Source organism: Rhodococcus sp. NPDC003382 (assembly GCF_053589135.1).
This window is the reverse complement of the sequence record NZ_JBSFRH010000033.1, coordinates 49897-69087: the sequence shown is the minus strand read 5'-3', so window position 1 is coordinate 69087 and position 19191 is coordinate 49897. Positions and strand designations below refer to the sequence as shown.

At 67.6% G+C, this 19191-nt stretch carries 18 protein-coding genes; 8 read left to right on the top strand and 10 right to left on the bottom strand.

What is annotated here, in order from left to right; all coding sequences use genetic code 11:
- Positions 1 to 131: 131 nt before the first annotated feature.
- From ACWDUD_RS21235 to ACWDUD_RS21190, 10 genes are all read right to left on the bottom strand, one after another.
- Positions 132 to 923 carry an NAD(P)-dependent oxidoreductase gene (locus ACWDUD_RS21235; RefSeq protein WP_450110560.1) on the bottom strand — a complete coding sequence of 264 codons (792 nt, stop codon included), beginning with the start codon at positions 921 to 923 and terminating at the stop codon, positions 132 to 134.
- A complete protein-coding gene (locus ACWDUD_RS21230) occupies positions 920 to 1738 on the bottom strand; it encodes an NAD(P)-dependent oxidoreductase (protein ID WP_450110559.1) in 819 nt (272 codons plus the stop codon). The genes ACWDUD_RS21235 and ACWDUD_RS21230 overlap by 4 nt, the downstream gene beginning before the upstream one ends.
- Positions 1739 to 1784: 46 nt before the next feature.
- Positions 1785 to 2291 (bottom strand): DoxX family protein, encoded by a 507-nt coding sequence (locus tag ACWDUD_RS21225; RefSeq protein ID WP_450110558.1) that lies wholly within the window; start codon positions 2289 to 2291, stop codon positions 1785 to 1787.
- A 36-nt stretch (positions 2292 to 2327) separates the two neighbouring features.
- Positions 2328 to 3251 carry an alpha/beta hydrolase gene (locus tag ACWDUD_RS21220; RefSeq protein ID WP_450110557.1) on the bottom strand — a complete coding sequence of 308 codons (924 nt, stop codon included), beginning with the start codon at positions 3249 to 3251 and terminating at the stop codon, positions 2328 to 2330.
- A complete protein-coding gene (locus tag ACWDUD_RS21215) occupies positions 3248 to 4951 on the bottom strand; it encodes a thiolase C-terminal domain-containing protein (RefSeq protein WP_450110556.1) in 1704 nt (567 codons plus the stop codon). Before ACWDUD_RS21215 ends, ACWDUD_RS21220 begins: the two co-directional genes overlap by 4 nt.
- On the bottom strand, positions 4944 to 6311 hold the full coding sequence (locus ACWDUD_RS21210) for a cytochrome P450 (RefSeq protein WP_450110555.1): 1368 nt from the start codon (positions 6309 to 6311) through the stop codon (positions 4944 to 4946). The genes ACWDUD_RS21215 and ACWDUD_RS21210 overlap by 8 nt, the downstream gene beginning before the upstream one ends.
- 53 nt (positions 6312 to 6364) lie before the next feature.
- A complete protein-coding gene (locus ACWDUD_RS21205; protein ID WP_197257563.1) occupies positions 6365 to 6556 on the bottom strand; it encodes a ferredoxin in 192 nt (63 codons plus the stop codon).
- A 91-nt stretch (positions 6557 to 6647) separates the two neighbouring features.
- A complete protein-coding gene (locus tag ACWDUD_RS21200) occupies positions 6648 to 7508 on the bottom strand; it encodes a mycofactocin-coupled SDR family oxidoreductase (protein WP_197257565.1) in 861 nt (286 codons plus the stop codon).
- 52 nt (positions 7509 to 7560) lie between these two features.
- Positions 7561 to 8292: an SDR family NAD(P)-dependent oxidoreductase gene (locus ACWDUD_RS21195; protein ID WP_197257637.1), complete on the bottom strand. Its 732-nt coding sequence runs from the start codon at positions 8290 to 8292 to the stop codon at positions 7561 to 7563.
- A complete protein-coding gene (locus tag ACWDUD_RS21190; RefSeq protein ID WP_197257567.1) occupies positions 8289 to 9098 on the bottom strand; it encodes a TauD/TfdA dioxygenase family protein in 810 nt (269 codons plus the stop codon). Before ACWDUD_RS21190 ends, ACWDUD_RS21195 begins: the two co-directional genes overlap by 4 nt.
- Positions 9099 to 9295: 197 nt before the next feature.
- Here ACWDUD_RS21190 and ACWDUD_RS21185 point away from each other — a divergent pair, with 197 nt between their 5' ends.
- The 8 genes from ACWDUD_RS21185 (at position 9296) to ACWDUD_RS21150 (ending at position 19190) form a co-directional block, all read left to right on the top strand.
- Positions 9296 to 10777, top strand: a complete 1482-nt coding sequence (locus ACWDUD_RS21185) for an aldehyde dehydrogenase family protein (protein ID WP_197257569.1) — start codon at positions 9296 to 9298, stop codon at positions 10775 to 10777.
- Positions 10774 to 11979, top strand: a complete 1206-nt coding sequence (locus tag ACWDUD_RS21180; protein ID WP_197257571.1) for a CaiB/BaiF CoA transferase family protein — start codon at positions 10774 to 10776, stop codon at positions 11977 to 11979. Before ACWDUD_RS21185 ends, ACWDUD_RS21180 begins: the two co-directional genes overlap by 4 nt.
- Positions 11980 to 12012: 33 nt before the next feature.
- On the top strand, positions 12013 to 13188 hold the full coding sequence (locus ACWDUD_RS21175; RefSeq protein ID WP_248673404.1) for an OB-fold domain-containing protein: 1176 nt from the start codon (positions 12013 to 12015) through the stop codon (positions 13186 to 13188).
- Entirely contained in the window at positions 13185 to 14342 is a 1158-nt protein-coding gene (locus ACWDUD_RS21170) for a thiolase C-terminal domain-containing protein (protein WP_450110554.1), read from the top strand. The genes ACWDUD_RS21175 and ACWDUD_RS21170 overlap by 4 nt, the downstream gene beginning before the upstream one ends.
- A 326-nt stretch (positions 14343 to 14668) precedes the next feature.
- The gene (locus ACWDUD_RS21165; protein WP_282581809.1) at positions 14669 to 15622 is read left to right on the top strand and encodes an ABC transporter permease; all 954 of its coding nucleotides are present in this window, start codon (positions 14669 to 14671) and stop codon (positions 15620 to 15622) included.
- Entirely contained in the window at positions 15619 to 16524 is a 906-nt protein-coding gene (locus tag ACWDUD_RS21160; RefSeq protein WP_450110553.1) for an ABC transporter permease, read from the top strand. The genes ACWDUD_RS21165 and ACWDUD_RS21160 overlap by 4 nt, the downstream gene beginning before the upstream one ends.
- A gap of 64 nt (positions 16525 to 16588) precedes the next feature.
- On the top strand, positions 16589 to 18130 hold the full coding sequence (locus tag ACWDUD_RS21155; RefSeq protein ID WP_450110552.1) for an ABC transporter substrate-binding protein: 1542 nt from the start codon (positions 16589 to 16591) through the stop codon (positions 18128 to 18130).
- 58 nt (positions 18131 to 18188) lie between these two features.
- Entirely contained in the window at positions 18189 to 19190 is a 1002-nt protein-coding gene (locus tag ACWDUD_RS21150; protein ID WP_450110551.1) for an ABC transporter ATP-binding protein, read from the top strand.
- Position 19191: the final 1 nt, after the last annotated feature.

The following is a 19191-nucleotide window of genomic DNA, read 5'->3' as shown; positions in this document are numbered from 1 at the left end:
GAGCCGTACCTGCGCCCGGTGGACGAGGGCGAACCCGGCTCGGGACCCGGTGAGCTCGTCCGAAGTGGTTGAAGGACTTTCATATTCCCGACGAGGGCCGCCACAAAGGCACACCGGGGCCGAAGGCCCCCTCAGCCTGCGTCGATGGCGACGTCGAGGGCTCCGAGATCGCCCCCGAGTTCGGCGACGGTATCTCGCACCACGGCGACGTCCTTGGTGAGGAATTCCTTTACCGCGCTGGTGAATCCGGCGACGGATCCGCGGGCGGCGATGTTACCCATCACCTTGCTGGCAGAGCTGCCGTGCGGAAGCGCCTGGAGCAGAGCCGATTCCTCGACGCCGAGTTGCGCACCGAGGGCCACGGCCTCGGAGATCAGGCCGATCTGTGCCGCGAACAAAGCGTTGTTGACCAGCTTGACGCGTTGCCCGTTGCCGGCCTTTCCGACGTGGAGTACCGGATCGCCGTAGCTACGCAGTACGGGTGTGGCGCGCTCGACGGCGTCGGCGTCGCCTCCGAGGAACAGCGTGAGACTTCCGGCCGCGATGTCGTGCGGGCCGCCGCTGACCGCAGCGTCGATCACGTCGATGCCGTGGCCCGCCGCGTCGTCCCGGATCTGTTCGATCGTCCGGGGGCTGATGGTCGTGTGGATCGCCAGCACGGAGCCGCGCGGCATCTTCTCGAGAAGGGCGCTCTTCAGGCACACCTCGCGGACCTGGTCGTCGGTGAACACGCAGACGAGGACGAGCTCGGCGCCGACGCCGGTCTCGGACGCCTCCGTCACCGCGGTGACGCCCGCACCCGTCAGGGCGGCACGGGTTTCCGACGATCGGCCCAGCGCGCGGACCTCGTGTCCGGCCTCGGCAAGCTTGCGCACTATAGGCAGGCCCATACGGCCGGCCCCGATGAATCCGACCCGGGTCACCGCGGGTGCTCCATCAGGGCGAGGGTGGAGTCGGCCGCGGTGAGCACCACGCCGGGCGTCGCGCCCGCCGCGTCCGCGAGACCCGCCACGTGTCCGACGTCCTTGCGCAGCAGGGGACCGGCATGCTTCGCGATGCTGTCGAGTGTGCCGCCGCCCGCCACGACCCGGCCGAGCGCGAAGCTGTTCGCCGATCCGTGCGTGATGACCTCGCCGAGCTTCGCGGGATCGACACCGAGCGACTCACCGAGTTGCAGCGTGGTCACGGAGGTTGCGAGATTCGCGGTGAACAGCAGATTGTTGAGGAGCTTGGCAACCTGCCCGGCTCCGACGTCGCCCAGGTGGATCACGGGATTCGCATAGGTCTCGAAGACCGGCCGCATCTTCTCGACGATCTCAGTGTCGCCCCCGACCATGACCAGCAGGGTGCCCGCAGCGGCTCCCATGCCGCCGCCGCTGACCGGGGCATCGACGACCGCGACCCCGGCCTCGCGCGCCTGCTCGGCGAGTTCCCGAACCGTGTCGGGATGGACGGTGCTGTGGATCGCGATGATTCCGCCGGGCTGCAGGCCCGACAGCACGCCGTTCTCGCCGGTGACGACCTGCCGCACATCGTCGTCGGCGACGACGCAGATGCAGACGAGGTCGCTCGCGGCGGCGAGTTCGGCGGGCGTGTGTGCGGTCTTCGCCGCGGTGTCCGCGTACGGCTCGAGCGACTCGGGTCGCCGCGCCCACAGGGTCAGCTCGTATCCCGACTCGACGATCCGGCGCGCCATGGGCCCGCCCTGGCTGCCGAGCCCGATGAAACCGACACGCATCAGTGCTCCTCCGATCCGATCAGTACGACTCCGAGTGGTGCGATCGTCATGCCGCGGCTTCCTGCTTCTGCGGCCGCCAGAACGTGGCGAGCAGACCGGCGGTCGCGACGACGCCGACGCCGAGCGCGATCGCGCCGCCGGTCCAACCGACGATCGCGATGTCGGCGGCCGAATCGATCGCGATCTCGCCGGGGCCGATCATTGCCAGTGCCAGCGCGACGACACCGAGCACGAGAACGTATTCGTAGCCTTCCTTGAACACGAAGAAGCCGTTGGGGCGGTGCGCGAGCAGGCCCGCGACGAGCATGATCGAGATGACCGCGGCGCACGCCAGGGGAGTGAGCAGGCCGAGAATCACGAGCACGCCGGCGCCGATCTCGACGACGACGCTGATCCATGCCTGCAACGTGCCGTTGCGCAGGCCCAGTCCGCTGAACCAGCGTGCGGTACCGGCGATACGGCCGCCGCCCACCCAGTGGTTGACGCCGTGCGCGATCATCGTCGCACCGAGCACCAGACGCACCAGGAGTAGCGCAACATCGGTGGGGTCCATCGCTTCACCTCCTTGCCGCTGTGCGGCACCGTCGAATCATTTTGTGGTATCGGATATTCGGTCAGCCGAACGATTGTCGATGCATTCCTGCACGAACGACAGCACGGTCGAGTGGTACGACGCGGCCGCGTAGCCGAGAGCGAGATTGTGCCCGGCGTCCGGTTGCGTGTGCAGCTCGACGCGGGGCGCGGCGGTGAAGATCGCCGCGATGTCGTCGAGGGCCTCCGGGTCGCCGCGCCACACCCTCTCGTGTTCGGCGGCGGTGAAGTGCACCGGGACCTCGACTCGTGCGGCGAGCTGCGGGAATTCGGTGTGCGGCCACGACGCGGTCACCGTCGCCTCGTAGGAGGGGGTGCGTGAGGCGATCGGCGCGCCGCCGACCAGTTCCGGCGGATAGATCTCAGGATGCGCCCAGATCAGCCCGTAGACGCCCTTGGGGTCGGCGTATTGCGCTTCCGTGCCGAGGATTCCGCGGGCGTCGGCGTGATGCTCGCGGCCGGTGCCGGCCAGTGCGATCCCGAGCAGGTCCCTGTCGCGGCGAGCCGCGCGACGCCACCGTTCGCGTGGCTCGACGGCCAGGCGCATCGTGAGTTCGCATCCGAGCGAATGGCCCCACAGGAAGATCCCGGCACCGAGATCGAGTGAGTCCAGGTGCGCGTCGATCGCGGCGAGGGCGGCGTCGACCCGCCGCTCGGGCCGGGTGAATTCGTCCACGTGCGGGCGGGAGGCGCCGTACCCGGGACGGTCGAGCGCGAGGACGGTGAATCCGCGCGCGGGACCGGTTCGCAGCAGGGACAGTTCGGGATGGCCCGGGCAGTCGAAGTACGCGGAGTCCGTTGCGCCGCCGTGCAGCGCGACGACAACGGCGCGCGGCTGCTCGGCGACCGCGAGCAGCCCCGACATCGGAACACCGTCGATCTCGGCGACGCGGGCGGCGGGTGCGGATTCGATCGTCGTCACGAGTCGGCCCGCAGGAGCATGGCACCGCCGGGGGACAGGCCACCGGTCGCGGCGACCGCGACGCGGGCGCCGGCCACCTGCCGGTCTCCGGCTTCACCGCGCAACTGCACGACGGCCTCGTGGATCAGTCCCATGCCGTGGGTGCGGCCGTGCGAGAGCTGACCGCCGTGGGTGTTGAGCGGCAACACGCCGTCGCGGGCGATGTTGTGGCCGCCGTCGAGGAAGTCCTTGGCCTCGCCGATACCGCAGAAGCCGAGGGCCTCGATCCACGACAGGCAGTTGAACGTGAATCCGTCGTAGAGTTCGGCGACGTCGACGTCCTCGGGCCGCAGGTCGGTGCGCGACCACAGGTGGGCGGCGGGGCCGAGCACCTGCGGTTCGTGGGTGAGGGTGCTCTGGTCCCATTCGATCCGCTCGATGATCTGGGTACCCACCGCCTCGACGAGCACGGGTGGCTTGGCCAGATCGCGGGCCGCGTCGACCGCCGAGACGATCACCGCGACCGAACCGTCGCACGGAACGTCGCAGTCGTACAGGCCGAATGGGGTCGTGATGGCCCGCGCGTTCAGGTAGTCGTCCATCGTCAGCGGATCGCGGTAGATCGCCGTCGGATTCAGCGCGGCGTTGGCGCGCTGGTTGAGCGCGATCCAGCCGAGGGTCTCGCGGGTGGTGCCGTAGCGATGGAAATGGCGCTGGGCGTTCTGGGCGAGGGTGTGCGCGGCGGAGATGCCACCGAACGGCATCATCCAGCTCGTGGTGCGCCCGCCCGACGGGCGGATCTCGCCGCGCTTCATCAGTTCTCCGTGGGTTGCTTCCCACAGGGTGCGGTAGCACAGCACGTGCCGTGCGAGTCCGCTGGAGACCGCGATCATCGCGGCGATGACCGAGCCACCGGGGCCGAAGGTTTCGATGCCGCCGTTGTGCCAGGTCGGGTTGAGCCCGAGTGCGGCCTCGACGGTCAGGACACCGCCCTCGCCGAAGCCGCCGACCTGGCCGGCACCGGGGTAGCTGGCGATCCCGTCGATGTCGTCGAGCGTGAGACCGGCGTCGGCGACGGCACGTTCGCACGCCTCGATCGTCAGGTCCAGTGGGGAGCGCATGAGCCGGCGCCCGATCTCGGACATCCCGACTCCGGTGAGCGCCACCCGGTCCTCGAACTTCTCACGAGAAGCCATGGGCCGCACGTGCTTCCGGAAGTCCTCGGGTTCGATCCCGTCGGCCGGCAGCCGAGCAGGCGCGACCTGCTCGGCTGCCGGACGGAACAGTGGCAGCCAGACGTCGTCGTCCTGCCGGAAGACGACCTCCATGCGCTGACCGAGTTCGAGGGTCTCCGGATCGCAGTCGACGATGTTGGTCGTCAACCGCACCCGGGGATCCTCGTCGATCGCGACCTGCGCCACCACATAGGGCGGCGGCAGGCCGGGGAGACCGAAGCGGTGGTTGACCGTGAAGCCGGCGAGCGTGGCAGTGCCCGACACTTCGCGCACGCCCATCCGGTGACCGCGGCAGTACCGGCACACCGGTTGCGGTGGATGGATCAGCGCAGAACAGGATTCGCATTCCTGGATGCGCAGGATCCCGTCCGCACCGGCGGTCCAGAAGAACCGGTTCTGCTCGGTCACCTGGGGAAGGGGACGGCCCGATTTCGGCGCCTTGCCCTTCTCCGTGTCCTCGGGGTCGACCACCGCTGAATCAGTCACCGATCTGTGCCTCCGACCTCTTCACCGTGATGGGCTCCGCGAGACGCTGCTCGTCGCAGACCTTCTGGAGCTTCTCGAGCGTCTCGTCGAGACCCGCGCCGAGGCGCGGTCCGGGCGTGAACGTGGCCGGCAGGTGCCGCATGCCCTGGATGACGCCGATCGAGTCGTAGTGCACTGCTTCCGCCGGATCGCATCTGTAGTCCGGCATGCGGTCGAGCACGGCGACGACCATGCGCTTGAACACCATGCGGGCCATGTTCGAACCGATGCACCGGTGGATGCCGAGTCCGAAGCTGAAGTGCCGGTTTCCGCGACGCTCCAGGTCGACCTCGTTGGGATCCTCGAACAGTTCCGGGTCGCGGTTGGCCATCGCCCAGGACAGCCAGAGGCGCTCGCCTTCCTTGAATTCGGTGCCGTCGAACGAGCAGTCCGCCGAGAACGTCCGGCCGTCACCCGGGGCGGGAGTGAAGTACCGCAGGAACTCCTCGGTCGCCGAGTCGAGCAGCGTGTCACGCTGCTCGCTGAGGATCGTGCGCTTGTCGGGATTGTGCGCGAGCCATTCGAGCGAGTGCGCGGTCAGCGCCGTCGTGGTGTCGAACCCGCCGCCGATGAGCAGGCTCAGGATACCGAGCAACTCCATGTCGTCCGGCTTCTCGCCGAGCACGGTGGCCTGGGCGAGCGCGTTGATCAGGCCGGGACGGGGATTCTCCCGGATCTCGAACAGGTTGGTGAGCAGGTCGATGCCCATCGTCCTGTGCATCTCGGCGATGCGCGGGATGTCCGGCGAGTCCGGCGGCGTGTAGACCGCGGCGTGGACCGGTTCGTTGTAGATGGTCCACTTGGCGATGGGGATGCCCATCATCGCCAGGGTGAGCACGGCGGGCACGATGTTCGCCAGGTCGTCGACGAAGTCGATGCGGCCGGTCTCGATCTTCTCGTCGATGCTGGCCCGCACGATCTCGTCGATGAACGGTGTCCACCGCTTGACCGCAGCGGGGGACAGGTAGGGGTTGAGCAGGGCGCGGAACTCGTGGTGCTCGGGATCGTCCATCTCCAGGATGCCGCCGCGCACGCCCGATGCACGTTCCATCGTCGGGATCGCGATTCCCTTGTAACCACGGCGTTTTCCGTGGATGTCGTGGTCGGTGGACACGTCCGCCGAGCGGGCGAGCGCGAACACCTCCTTGCTGCCGGCGGCCACCCAGTGGCCACCGTGGGTCTCGGACCACGCCATCGGACACTTGGCGTGCATCTCCTGCGTGATCGGCAGGAAGTTGTCTCGGTAGTCGGCGGCGTGGCGGTCGAAATCGAATCTGTTCGCCTTGCGGCTGTCGTCGGTGACGACGTCGTCAACGCTCACGGCGTTGTCCTCTCTTGCACGTCGAGCTTTGGGGGGCTGTTCGAAACGGCAGATCAGAAAATGGTGATCGCCTGCTCGGGGCACGAGCGGGCGGCCTCCTTCACCGCTTCCTCCTGGTCGGCGGGCACCTCTTCGTTCGCGACCGACGCGTGACCGTCGATCTCACTGAGCTCGAAGACGTCCGGTGCGGCCATGGCGCAGAGCGTGTGGCCCTGGCACTTGTCGGGATCGACGCGGACCTTCAAAATTCTCCTCCAGACTTCCGTTGTAGCCGGGGTGGTTCGGATCCCTTTCGCCGGAATCCTCCGGGGACGGTAGCAGCGACGGGATTCGGGATCAGATGTGGTAGTCGTACCACTTCAGGTAGCCGCCTCCGTCGACGCGCATCTGCATGCCGGTGACGTACCGTGATTCGTCGGAAGCCAGGAAAAGCACCATGTTGCTGGAGTCCTGGGGCTCGATGTACGGAATCGGCATGGCCTGCTGCACACCGAATGCCGGCTCCGCGTCCTGGCGGGTGGGGTGTTCGAGGTCGGGGCGGAAGGAGCGGTACATCGGCTCGCTCTGCAGCATGTCGGTGTTGCAGTTGGTCGGGTGCAGCACGTTGGCGCGAATGCTGCGGGGCGCCAGATGCGTTGCGAGTTCGTGGATGAACTGCGACAACGCACGCTTCGAGTACACGTACGCGACACCACCGAGGTCCTTGCCCGGCTGGTCGACCTTGGCGACGTCCATCAGGGCCGCGGTCGAGCCCGTCGCGATGATCGATGCGCCGGCGGTCAGGTGCGGCAACGCTTCCTGCACTGCGTTGATCGTGCCGACGAGATTGGTATTGACCACATCGGACCACGCCTGAGTTTGTGGTTCGCCCTTCATTCCGGCGACACCGGCCTGTGCGACAACGACATCCAGCTTGCCGAACTCGGCGAGACCCTGCTCGAGAGCGGCGCGCACCTCCGAGGCCACACGCACGTCGGCCTTGACCGCGACGATGCGGCGGCCCTGCTTCTCGACGAGGCGCACCGTCTCCTCGAGGTCCTCGGGGGTGGCCATCGGGTATCCGATGGACGGGATGTCCTCGCACAGGTCGATCGCGATGATGTCCGCGCCTTCCTCGGCCAGACGGACCGCGTGGCTGCGGCCCTGCCCGCGAGCGGCACCGGTGACGAACGCGACCTTGCCTTCTACACGCCCCACTGTTGTTTCCTTTCGCTAACTTTCGCTGTCGGGAGATTCGCGGACGGTCGGGTCAGGTGTTGCGTCCGCCGTTGACGCCGAGGATCTGGCCGGTGATGTAGCCGGCTTCCTCCGAAACGAGGAATGCGCATGCCGCGGCGATGTCCTCCGGGCGGCCCACCCGGCGTACCGGGGTCCGCTGGATGTGTTCTTCGATGGTTCCGCCGAGCAGGCCCTTGCTTTCGGAGTTGCGCAGCATCGGGGTATCGACGAATCCGGGCGGGACGGCGTTGACGGTGATTCCGTCGGGGCCGTATTCGAGGGCGAGCGACTTGGTGAGCCCGTTGACACCGGACTTGGACGAGACGTAGGCGGTCATGAACTGCTGCCCGGACTGCGCACTCGACGACGAGATGTTCACGATGCGGCCCCACTGCGCCTCGCGCATGTCGGGGAGCACCGCCTGGACGCAGTGGAAGACACCGTTCAAGTTGACCGCGATGATCTGGTTCCAGGTCTCGATGTCGATGTTGTGGAAGCGCTTGTACAGTTCCCGGCCCGCCGCATTCACCAGAATCGTGATCGGGCCGAGTTCCTTTCGGACCTCCTCGAGCGCGGCGTCGACCGAGGCGCGATCGGACACGTCCGCGACATAGGAGAACTTGGCGTCGGACGGATTGATGTCCAGGATCGCGACCCGGTGGCCGTCGTTGCGCAAGCGCTCGGCGATGGCCGCGCCGATTCCCGAACCGCCCCCGGTGACGACGGCGGTCCGGGCGGTGGAAGCTGCTGTTCCTGCTGTCACTGCCACGCCTCGTCCCCGACGATGGTCACGCGGCGCATGAGGCGCTCGGACGACGGGTCGTAGGGCAGTGCCCGGTGCAGCATGCCGGTGTTGTCCCACACGACCAGGTCGCCGATTTCCCAGTCGTGGGCGTAGCAGAAGCGCTCTTGCGTGGCCCAGTCCTGCAGTTCGTCGATGAGCGCGCGGCTCTCGTCGGGCTCCATGCCGACGATGTGGTCGGCGGTGGCGCCGATGACCAGCGAGCGACGGCCGTCGCGGCGTTCCCACACGAGCGAGGACTCGTGCGTCGGGAGCTGACGCCAGCGCGCGACCTGGTCCTCGGTCGGGTCCGGGTAGACCTTGCGCTGCGCGGCCTCGAAGCTGTGGACGACGCGCAGGCCGTCGTAGCGCTTGCGTTCCGCCTCGGAGAGGTTCTCGTAGGCGGCGTAGGTGTTCGCGAACTCGGTGCCACCGCCGACGGCGGCGACATGGCGGCAGCTGAGCACCGTGGCCTTGGCCGGGATGTCGTTGGTGGTGTCGTCGATGTGCCAGCTGAAGGTGCCCTTGAGGTATTCGGCCGACGGCGACTTCGCCGGGTCGAGCGAGACGGTGAAGATCTCTTGGCCGGGGACCGGCTGGACGAGCTGCCCGAGCTTGCGGCTGAAGGCGAGCTGACCTTCGTCGTCGAGGTTCAGGCCGCGGAACAGCAGCACGCCGCGCCACTTCAGCGCCTCGGTCAGCTTGCCGATCACCTCGGGGTTCTCGAGGTCGACATCTCCGCTGACCTCTACTCCCAGTGCCGGGGTGATTGCTGTAGTCTTGATCACAAGAAGCTCCCTTCCAGTTTTCGAGAACCATACTCTCCGCGTCGAGTTGCCCGCAAGGCCGGATCAGCCGCTGGTCGGGACAATTCAGGCTTCGATTCGGGGTATGCGAACCAGGCTCTGATTGCTACATTCACACCAATACGGGGACTGAATTCTCGATAGTGAGAATCGTATTTCCACACAGTGAGGAGAACCGGATGTCAACGCAGGAGACCGTGCAGGCCGAGGCCGGGACCGAGGTGCACAAGCGCCTGCTCATCGACGGGCAGCTCGTCACGACCGAGCAGACCTTCCCGTCGTTCAACCCCGCGACGGGTGAGCTCGTCGGCTACGCCCCGGATGCCGGTGTCGCCGAGGCGGAAACCGCCATCGAGGCCGCGCGCCGCGCTTTCGACACCACGACGTGGTCCACCGACGTCGAATTCCGCATCAAGTGCCTCGACCAGCTCCACCAGGCACTGCTCGACAACGCCGAAGAACTGCGCGAACTCACCATCGCCGAGGTCGGCGCACCGCGCCTTCTCACCTACGGCAACCAGCTCGACGCCCCGATCAACATCGTCCGCTACTACGCGGACCTCCTCCGCAAGTACCCGCTGACCGAGGACCTCGGCGAGGTCGAGATCCGCGGGCAGAAGCACCGCCGCTGGATCGAGCGCGAGGCCGCGGGCGTCGTCGCCGCGATCGTCGCCTACAACTACCCGACGCAGCTCGCGCTCGCGAAGCTCGCACCGTCGCTCGCCGCCGGCTGCACGATCGTCCTCAAGGGCGCGCCCGACACCCCGCTCGTCACGCAGGCGCTCGGCGAGATTATCGCCAACCACACCGACATCCCCGCCGGCGTCGTCAACATTCTCTCCTCCACCCAGGTGTCGACCGGCGAGATCATGACGACCCACCCCGACGTCGACGTCGTCACCTTCACCGGCTCCACCGTCGTCGGCCGCAAGATCATGGCCGCGGCCTCCGAGTCCCTCAAGCGCGTCTTCCTCGAGCTCGGCGGCAAGTCCGCGCTCATCGTGCTCGACGACGCCGACATCCCGACCGCCGCGCAGTTCGCGGCGTTCAGCATCTGCTCGCACGCCGGCCAGGGCTGCGCCCTCACCACGCGCCTGCTCGTGCCCCGGGAGAAGCACGACGAGATCGTCGCCGCGGTCGGCGCGATGATGAGCAACGTCCCGTTCGGTGATCCGTCCGACCCGAAGATCTACATGGGCCCGGTCATCAACGAGAAGTCGCGCGAGAAGATCGACGGCATGGTCAAGCGGGCCGTCGAGGCGGGCGCGACCCTCGTCACCGGCGGCGAGAAGGTCGACCCCGGCTTCTTCTACAAGCCGACGCTGCTCGCGAACGTCGACCCGGACAGCGAGATCGCGCAGGAAGAGGTCTTCGGCCCGGTCCTCGCCGTCATCCCGTTCGACGACGACGACGATGCCGTGCGCATCGCCAACAACTCCATCTACGGCCTGTCCGGCGGTGTGCTCAGCGCCGACGACGAGCGCGCCACGGCGATCGGCCGCCGGATCCGCACCGGCACGTTCAGCATCAACGGCGGCAACTACTTCACGCCCGAGGTGCCGTTCGGCGGATACAAGCAGTCCGGCATCGGCCGCGAGATGGGCGTCGCCGGTCTGCACGAGTTCCAGCAGATCAAGTCCTTCGCGGCGGTCGTCAAGTGAAGCCCCTCGAAGGGATCCGCGTCCTCGAGGTCGCGATGTACGGCTTCGTCCCGTCGGCGGGCGCCGTGCTCGCCGAGTGGGGCGCCGACGTCGTCAAGGTCGAGCATTCGGTCACCGGCGACCCGCAACGCGGACTGCGGCAGGTCGGCCGGATGCGGGTCGAGGGCGATCCGAACCCGAACGTCGAACACGCCAACCGTGGCAAGCGCAGCATCGGTCTCGACATGGGAAGCGAGGAGGGCCGGGAGGTCCTGCTCGAGCTGGCCCGCCGCTCGGACGTGTTCCTGACCAGCTTCCTGCCGCAGGCCCGCACCAAGTTCGGGATCGACGTGGACGACATCCGCGCCGTCAACCCGTCGATCGTCTACGCGCGCGGCAGTGCACTCGGCCCGCGCGGCGTCGAATCCGACCGCGGCGGTTACGACATGACCGCGTTCTGGGCGCGCGGCGGCATCGCCGCGACCATCACCCCGCCCGGCGTCGAGGGCATGATCGCTCCGCCCGGACCGGCGTTCGGCGACACCATCTCCGGCACCAACCTCGCCGGCGGCATCGCGGCCGCGCTCTTCAAGCGCGAACGCACCGGGGAGACGTCGGTGGTGGACGTGTCGCTGCTCGGCAGCGGCCTCTGGGCGATGGGGCACGGCGTCGCACTGTCGCTGCATCTCGACGAGCACATGGTCGCCCCCGTGCCGGGAGCCCATGGCGCACCGACGAATCCGCTGTCGGGCCTGTACGCGACGTCGGACAACCGCTACCTGTCGTTCGTGATGCTCCAGCCCGGCAAGTTCTGGGCGGATGTGTGCCGTCACATCGACCGGCCCGACCTCATCGACGATCCGCGGTTCGCCGATGCCCAGCAGATTGCCGCCAATACCGAAGAAGCGGTGGCGATTCTGCGCGAGGCCATCGGGAAGCGGACCCTCGCCGAGTGGACCGAACGGTTCGCGACTCTCGCCGGCCCGTGGGCGCCGGTGCAGGACTCGCTCCAGGTCTCCGACGACGCGCAGATCCGCGCGAACGAATACATCGTCAAGGCAGGCGAACTCGAGCTGGTCGCCAACCCGGTCCAGTTCGACGTCACCGCACCGGAGACCGGTCCCGCACCCGAATTCGCTGCGCAGACCGAGGAGGTGCTGCTCGAACTCGGTCTCGACTGGGATCGCATCATCGCGCTGAAGACGGCGGGCGCAGTCACCTAGGACTGCGACCGCGAGAGAACACCGGAGAATCTCATGCCATACATCGCTTCGATAGGTACCTACCTGCCGTGCTGGGGATCACCCGGGGCCCGCGTGCCCGGTGACGACGAGGACGCGATCACACTCGCTGTCGAAGCGGGCCGCGCCGCCGTGGCCGAGACGGGTTCGGTTCAGTACGTGGTCCTGGTCAGCCGGGACCTGCCACTGCTCGAGAGCAGCAACGCCGCAGTGCTGCTCGCGGGACTCGGACTCGATCCGGAGATCGAGGTCACCGAACGCCTCGGCGGTGCACCGGCAACACTCGATGCGCTCGGTTCCGCGCGACCGCGGACCCTGGTGATCGGCGTGGACCTTGCCCCCGCCGGGGCGGCGGCGGCGCTCACCGCGGACCAGGGCCTGCAGGTGCGCACCGCGGCGCGCGTCTCCCGCAGCCTCCCGGTCCGCACCCGCACCGAGAACGGAATGGTGCACGACTACGGGGATCCGCGCCTGGTCAAACAGCGCGGTTTCCTTGCGTCCCTTGCCTCGTCGTGGGTCGACGACCCGGTGACCGTCGCCGGCGTCGAACCCCGATACGCGGCGGACCTGTGCGCCGCCCCGCCGGTGGAACTTCCCACCACGGGCGCGAGTTCGCCGTTGTTCGCGCTCGCGGCGATGGCCGAATCGGAGACGAAGGGTCCACTGGTGGGAGTGGAACAGGCGAGCCTGTCGGCGATCACCGTCGCCGACGGCGTCACCGAGATCCGTCGTCACGAACCGCCGGCGCGGGAGCGCACCGCGCCGGTTCACGTGCCCGGCCCGGACATCCCGATCTCGCTCGCGGCATACGAGCGGGCGTTCGAAGCCAAGGTCCGCTGGGAAGCGGGCCGCCATCCCGGCTCCGACGACCTGGACTTCCCACCGAGATATCGGGTGGGGGAGGACGGAACACTGGGCAGCAGTTACGAGTTCGTTCCCTTGCCGCGAACCGGGAGCGTCTACACCGAGGTCACCGTCCGTGTTCCGGTCCCCGGTCTGGACACCCCGTACTCGCTCGTCCTCGTCGAACTCGACGACGTCGACGTGCGGGCACTGGTCAAGGTGACCGGTGTGGAGCCGGGCACCGTCGACATCGGCGATCGCGGCCGCATGGTGCTGCGCCGCGTCGCGGTGCGGTCCGGGGTTCCGGACTACGGCTACGCGTTCCATCCCGAAAGTGAGGCGTCATGAGGAAAGTCGCGATCGTCGGTGCGGGAATGACGCCCTTCGCCGAACATTTCTCCCTCGGCATCCGCGAGTTGCTGCCGATGGCGTACGCCGAATGTGCGGCGACGGTCGACAATGGCATCCGCACCTCGGACCTGCAGGCCGCGTGGTTCGGTGCGATGGGGACCACCGACGGGTTCCCCGCCGGGATCCTCGCCGACACCCTCGGTCTCCCGGAGATTCCGGTGACACGCGTCGAGAACTCCTGTGCCACCGGGCACGACGCCATCCGGAACGCCCTGTTCGGGATCGCTTCCGGAGCGTTCGACGTGGCGCTGGTGATGGGCGCCGACAAGGTCCGCGAGACCGCGTCGAAGGACATGATCTGGGAATGGGAAGCTCTCACGCGTGACATGGCGTGGGACTACCCGCTCGGTCTCGCGCAGGCCGGTTTCGCGCTGCACGTGCGACGCTACCTGCACGAGTCGCCGGCGACCCGCGAGCACATGGCCATGGTCGCGGTGAAGAACCATCTGAACGGTCTGAACAATCCGAAGGCGTTCCGGCGCTTCGAGATCACCGTGGAGGAGGCGCTGAACGCGCAGACCGTGGTGACGCCGTTCGGTGTCTACGACTGCGCGCCGCAGAGCGACGGTGCCGCCGGGCTGGTGCTCGCCGCCGAGGACGTCGTGGACCGCTACACCGATCGCCCGGTGTGGATCCGCGGTGTCGGTATCGGCCTGGATTCGGTGATGCACCAGCACAAGAAGGACATGACCAGCTTCCCGGCGACCGTCCGGGCTGCGAAGCAGGCGTTCGGGATGGCCGGCCTGACGCCCTCCGATGTCGATGTCGCGGAGGTCCACGACTTCTTCACCGGCATCGAACTGATCAGCTACGAGGATCTCGGCTTCGCGAACCGGTTCGAGGCCTACAAGCTGATCGAATCCGGGGCCACCGCCATCGGTGGGACCCTCCCGGTGAATCCCAGCGGCGGCATGATCTCCAAGGGGCATCCGCCGGGTGCCACCGGTGTCGCCCAGTGTGTCGAGCTGTTCGAGCAGTTGCGCGGCAACGCCGTCAACCAGGTCGACGGTGCACGAATCGGCTTGGCACACAATATCGGTGGACCGACTGCCGTATCGGCGGTGACGATCCTCGAGGGCTCCGGTTCCTGACGGTCCAGTCCGCCCGGTTTCGTCCACCACTGCCTACCACCGCATACGCCTGCAGGCAGCGCCGACGCCCGCGTCGCACCACGCGACGCGGGCGTCGGCGTGTCCGAAGTCGGTGTACGCCGGGATAATTCGAAAAAACAAGACTCGCGGGTCAGGTTCTTGTCACAACCGCCGCAGTCGCATATATTGCGTAGGTCACAATCGAACCTTCGATGTGAACCGAGTCATCGTAATTTCTTGTAGCTCTTGCTCGTTCGTGCACACAGGCGCTCGCTCGTACACACGGTCGACGTCGACATCCGATCCCCCGATGAAAGTCGAGTTGGATGATTCTCACTGTCGTGAACCGAATCGGTCGCAGTATCCTCGTCATCCTGTTGGTGACGGTCGCGGTGGTCGCGCTGCTCGGCCTGGCCCCCGGCTCGGTCGCCCAGGTGATCCTGGGGGAGAACGCGACCCCGGAAGCTGTCGCGGCCATGAATGCCGAACTGGGCCTGGACGCGCCGTTCTGGTCGCAGTACCTCACCTGGCTGGGCAACGCCGTACGAGGAGATCTCGGAACCTCCCCGCTCACCGGACAATCCGTGAGCGAGGCGATCGCCGAGCGACTTCCGGTGACCCTCCAGCTCGCCGTCATGGGGCTGACGATCGCGCTGATCGTCGCGATCGGCATGGGCATCGCGTCGGCGTCGCGTCCGGGCAGCGCGCTGGACCGTACGATCAATGCGGTCTCCGCGGTGTTCCTGTCCGTCCCGGCCTTCATCGCCGGCCCGATCCTGATCTACTTCTTCGCCATCAAGCTGCAGATATTCCCGGTGATGGGATGGTCCCGGATCAGTGAGGGGCTGGGGGAGAACCTGCGCACCGCCCTGCTCCCGGCGATCGCGATCGCGCTCACCGAGATCGCGGCATTCCACCGGCTCCTGCGCACGGATCTGCTCGGCACGCTGCGCGAGGACTTCGTCGCGGCGGCCCGCGCCAAGGGGCTCTCGGCGCGGTACGTCATGTTCCGGCACGCGCTGCGCCCGTCGTCGTTCTCCCTCATCACGCTCGCGGGAATCAATCTCGGACGGCTCATCGGCGGCACCGTCATCGTCGAAACCCTGTTCGGGCTACCGGGTCTGGGGCAGCTCGTCGCGTCGTCGATCACGTCCCGTGACGTGATCATGGTGCAGGGGATCGTCGTCTTCATCGCCGTGGTCTACGTGTGCATCAACACCCTCGTGGACCTCGGCTATCAGGTGATCGACCCGCGGGTCGGAAAGGTGGCGACCGCATGACCGAGATCGCGACGAAGAACACCGTCCTCACGAAACACGCGGTCGATGCGGCGGTGGACACGGTGCCGGTGGTCCCGGCGCCCAAGAAGAAGCGTCCGATCCTGGTGTACCTGTCGGTCGTGTGGCTGGTCGTGCTGATCACCGCCGCGGTGTTCGCCGACCTCCTTCCTCTCGCCTCCTATGCCACCCCCGTGGGCACCCCGCGCACCGGGCCCCAGCTCGGCTCCCTCGACCTGCTGCTCGGCACCGACACTCTCGGCCGGTCGATGCTCTCCCGTATCGTCTACGGCGCCCGTGTCTCGCTGGTGGTAGGAGCGGTCGCCGGGCTCATCGGATTCGTAATCGGTTCCCTGGCAGGCCTGCTCGCAGGCTACTTCAGGGGCCGCCTCGACTCGATCGTCACGCTCGTCGCAGACGCGATGCTCGCCTTCCCGCCCTTGATCCTGCTGCTCGCGCTGGCGTCGATCCTGACGCCCAGTGTCCCGACGATGCTGCTCGGCCTCACCGTGATGGTCGTCCCGTCGTTCATCCGGCTCGCGCGGGCGAACACCATGTCGTGGTCGTCGCGTGAATTCGTCCGTGCCGCAAGGAACATGGGAGCCGGCCACGGCCGGATCCTGTTCCGCGAGATCCTCCCGAACGTTCTGGCTCCGCTGGCGGCGTTCCTGCCGATCGTCATGGCGGCGCTGATCGTGGCCGAGGGTTCCCTGAGCTTCCTCGGCCTGGGAATTCCTCCGCCGCAACCCAGCTGGGGCGGAATGATCAGCGACGGCAAGGACGCCATCGCCACCTATCCGCACCTGGTGTTCGTTCCCGCCCTCGTCATCTTCTTCACGGTGTTCGCTCTCAATCAGGTCGGCGACCACCTGCGGACCAAGTACGACCGCACGCTGCAGGACTGATCGTCCGCAATCGCCCCCCATCCTGGAAAGGTCGACGATGCTTCGACGCAAACGATTTCCGCGCTTGGCCGCCGCCGTGTGTACGGCGGCGATGTTCCTCGCCGCCTGTGGCTCGGGCTCGGGAGGCGGTGACGGAGGATCCGCCGATGCCGGCGAACCGGTGTCCGGTGGTGTAGCCCGTGTCCTGCAGACCGGCGAACCGCGGTCCCTCGACCCGGCAGCGTTGTCGAACACGTGGGCGCACCAGCCGGTGCTGGCCAATGCGCTGTACGGAACCTTGATGATCAACGACCTCGACACGTTCGAGATCGAATACAAGATGGCCACCGACTTCTCCAGCACCGACGGGGGCTCGACCTTCACCCTGAAACTGCGGCCGGACCTGAAGTTCAGCGACGGCACACCGCTCGACGCCGCCGCCGTGAAGTTCAACTGGGACCGTCTCAAGGACCCCACTCTCGGTTCCACGACGATCCGGCAGGCCGTGCAGATCGCGCAGTCCGAGGTTGTCGATCCCACCACACTCCGGGTCACGATGACCGCACCGAACCCGCACTTCGCACAGGCCATCGTCGCGGGCGCCCTCAACTGGATCGCCTCGCCCGCGGCGCTGCAGCAGGGCCAGGCGGCGTTCGACGAGAATCCCATCGGAGCAGGGCCGTTCACGCTCGTCGACTGGAAGCGCCAGGACTCCATCGAACTCCAGCGCAACCCCGGATACTGGGACGCACCGAAACCGTACCTGGACGGCATCACGATCCGCACCGTCTCCGACACCAACCAGCGCGTCAACACCATGACCACCGGCGGCGCCGACCTCGCGTCGGAGACCAACTGGGAGAGCCTGAACAAGATCGAGGCCGCCGGCTACTCGTACGAGGTCGTTCCGACCGGCGGCGGGCAGTTCATGGGTATGAACGTGCGCCGCGCACCGTTCGACGACGAGCGTGCCCGCCGCGCCGTCGCCCTGGCCGTGGACCTGGACGCCGTCAACGTCGCCGTCTACAACGGCGCCGGTGAGATCCCGCGGACCCTGTTCGAAGAGGGATCGCCCTACTACTCGGACGTCGCTCTGGACCGCCACGACCCCGAGGAGGCCCAGCGGTTGTTCGACGAGCTGGCCGCGGAAGGCAAGCCCGTCTCGTTCAGCTTCATGTCCTACCCGACCACGGAGTCGAAGACACTCGGTGAGGCGTTGCAGGCGCAGCTCAGCGCGTACGACAACGTGGAGGCGAAGGTCGAGGTCGTCGACTACGCCGCGGCGACCGCACGGACCGGGGCGCGCGATTTCGACATGGTCATCTCGTCCGCCGTGGTCCAGGACCCGGACTACGCGCTGTGGATGGCGTTCCATGCCCAGTCGCCCGGCAACTTCACCGGCATCCAGGACCAGCAGCTCAGCGAGGCACTCGACGCCGGGCGGACCGCGCAGTCGACCGAGGAGCGGGTCGCGGCCTACCAGGTCGTGCAGCAGCGACTCGCGGAGGTGACCCCGGGCATCTGGTACTACCGCGCGGTCCCGGCGATCGTGTCCGGGAAGAAGCTGCACGGCGTCGTGCTGTACACGCTCGGTTCGCCGCTGCCCGAGGAACTGTGGATCGCCTAGGCACTGACCGCCGCAGCGAGGAACGACCAGCCGACGACAGCGAAAGGGCCGGAGTGCCATGACCACTCAGCCGCTCCTCCAGGTGAGGAATCTGCGTGCCTACATCGGCACACCACGAGGGACCGTCCGGGCCGTGGACGGCATGTCCCTGGACCTGGACGAAGGCCGGGCACTGGGCATCGTCGGCGAGTCCGGTTCCGGCAAGTCCGTGATGGCCAAGGCCGTCATGGGTCTGATGCCGCCCCGGTCCGCGCGGTCCGGCGAAGTGATCTTCCGCGGCCGCGACCTGCTCGCGCTGGGCAAGAAGGAGCAGCGTGAGGTCTGGGGCAAACAGATCGCGATGGTCTTCCAGGACCCGGGGCGCTCGCTCAATCCGGTGGTGCGGGTCGAGCGCCAGCTCACCGAAGGCATGCGCAAGCATCTGGGAATCGGCAGCTCCGAGGCTCGGGGCCGGGCCCTCGACCTCCTGAAGGAGGTCGGGGTGCCCGACCCCGAGCGGCGGCTGCGCAACTATCCGCACGAGATGTCCGGCGGCATGCGGCAACGCGTGATGATCGCGATCGCGCTCGCATGCGAACCGGACCTGCTCATCGCGGACGAACCCACCACCGCCCTGGACGTGACGATCCAGCGCCAGATCCTCGATCTACTGCGCCGCGTGCAACGCGAACGCGGCATGTCGATGATGCTCATCAGCCACGACCTGGCGGTGGTGGCCGGTCGTACCGACCGGGTCTCGGTGATGTACGCCGGTCGCCTCGCGGAGGTCGGATCGACCCGGGAGGTGTTCGAGGCGCCCCGGCATCGCTACACACACGCGTTGCTGGGAGCGACCCCGACCATCGACCACACCCGGCACGCACCGCTGCAGTTGATCGACGGTTCGTTGCCCGACCCCACGGCGCCACCGGGAGGATGCCGATTCGCTCCCCGGTGCGCACACCGCCTCGACGAGTGCGACACCGCCGGCCCGGATCTCGAATCCGTGGGCGCGGATCATCTGGTTGCGTGTCTGAACCCGGTTGCCCTTGCGGCACCGGCACTTTCGGGAGGTCGCTGAC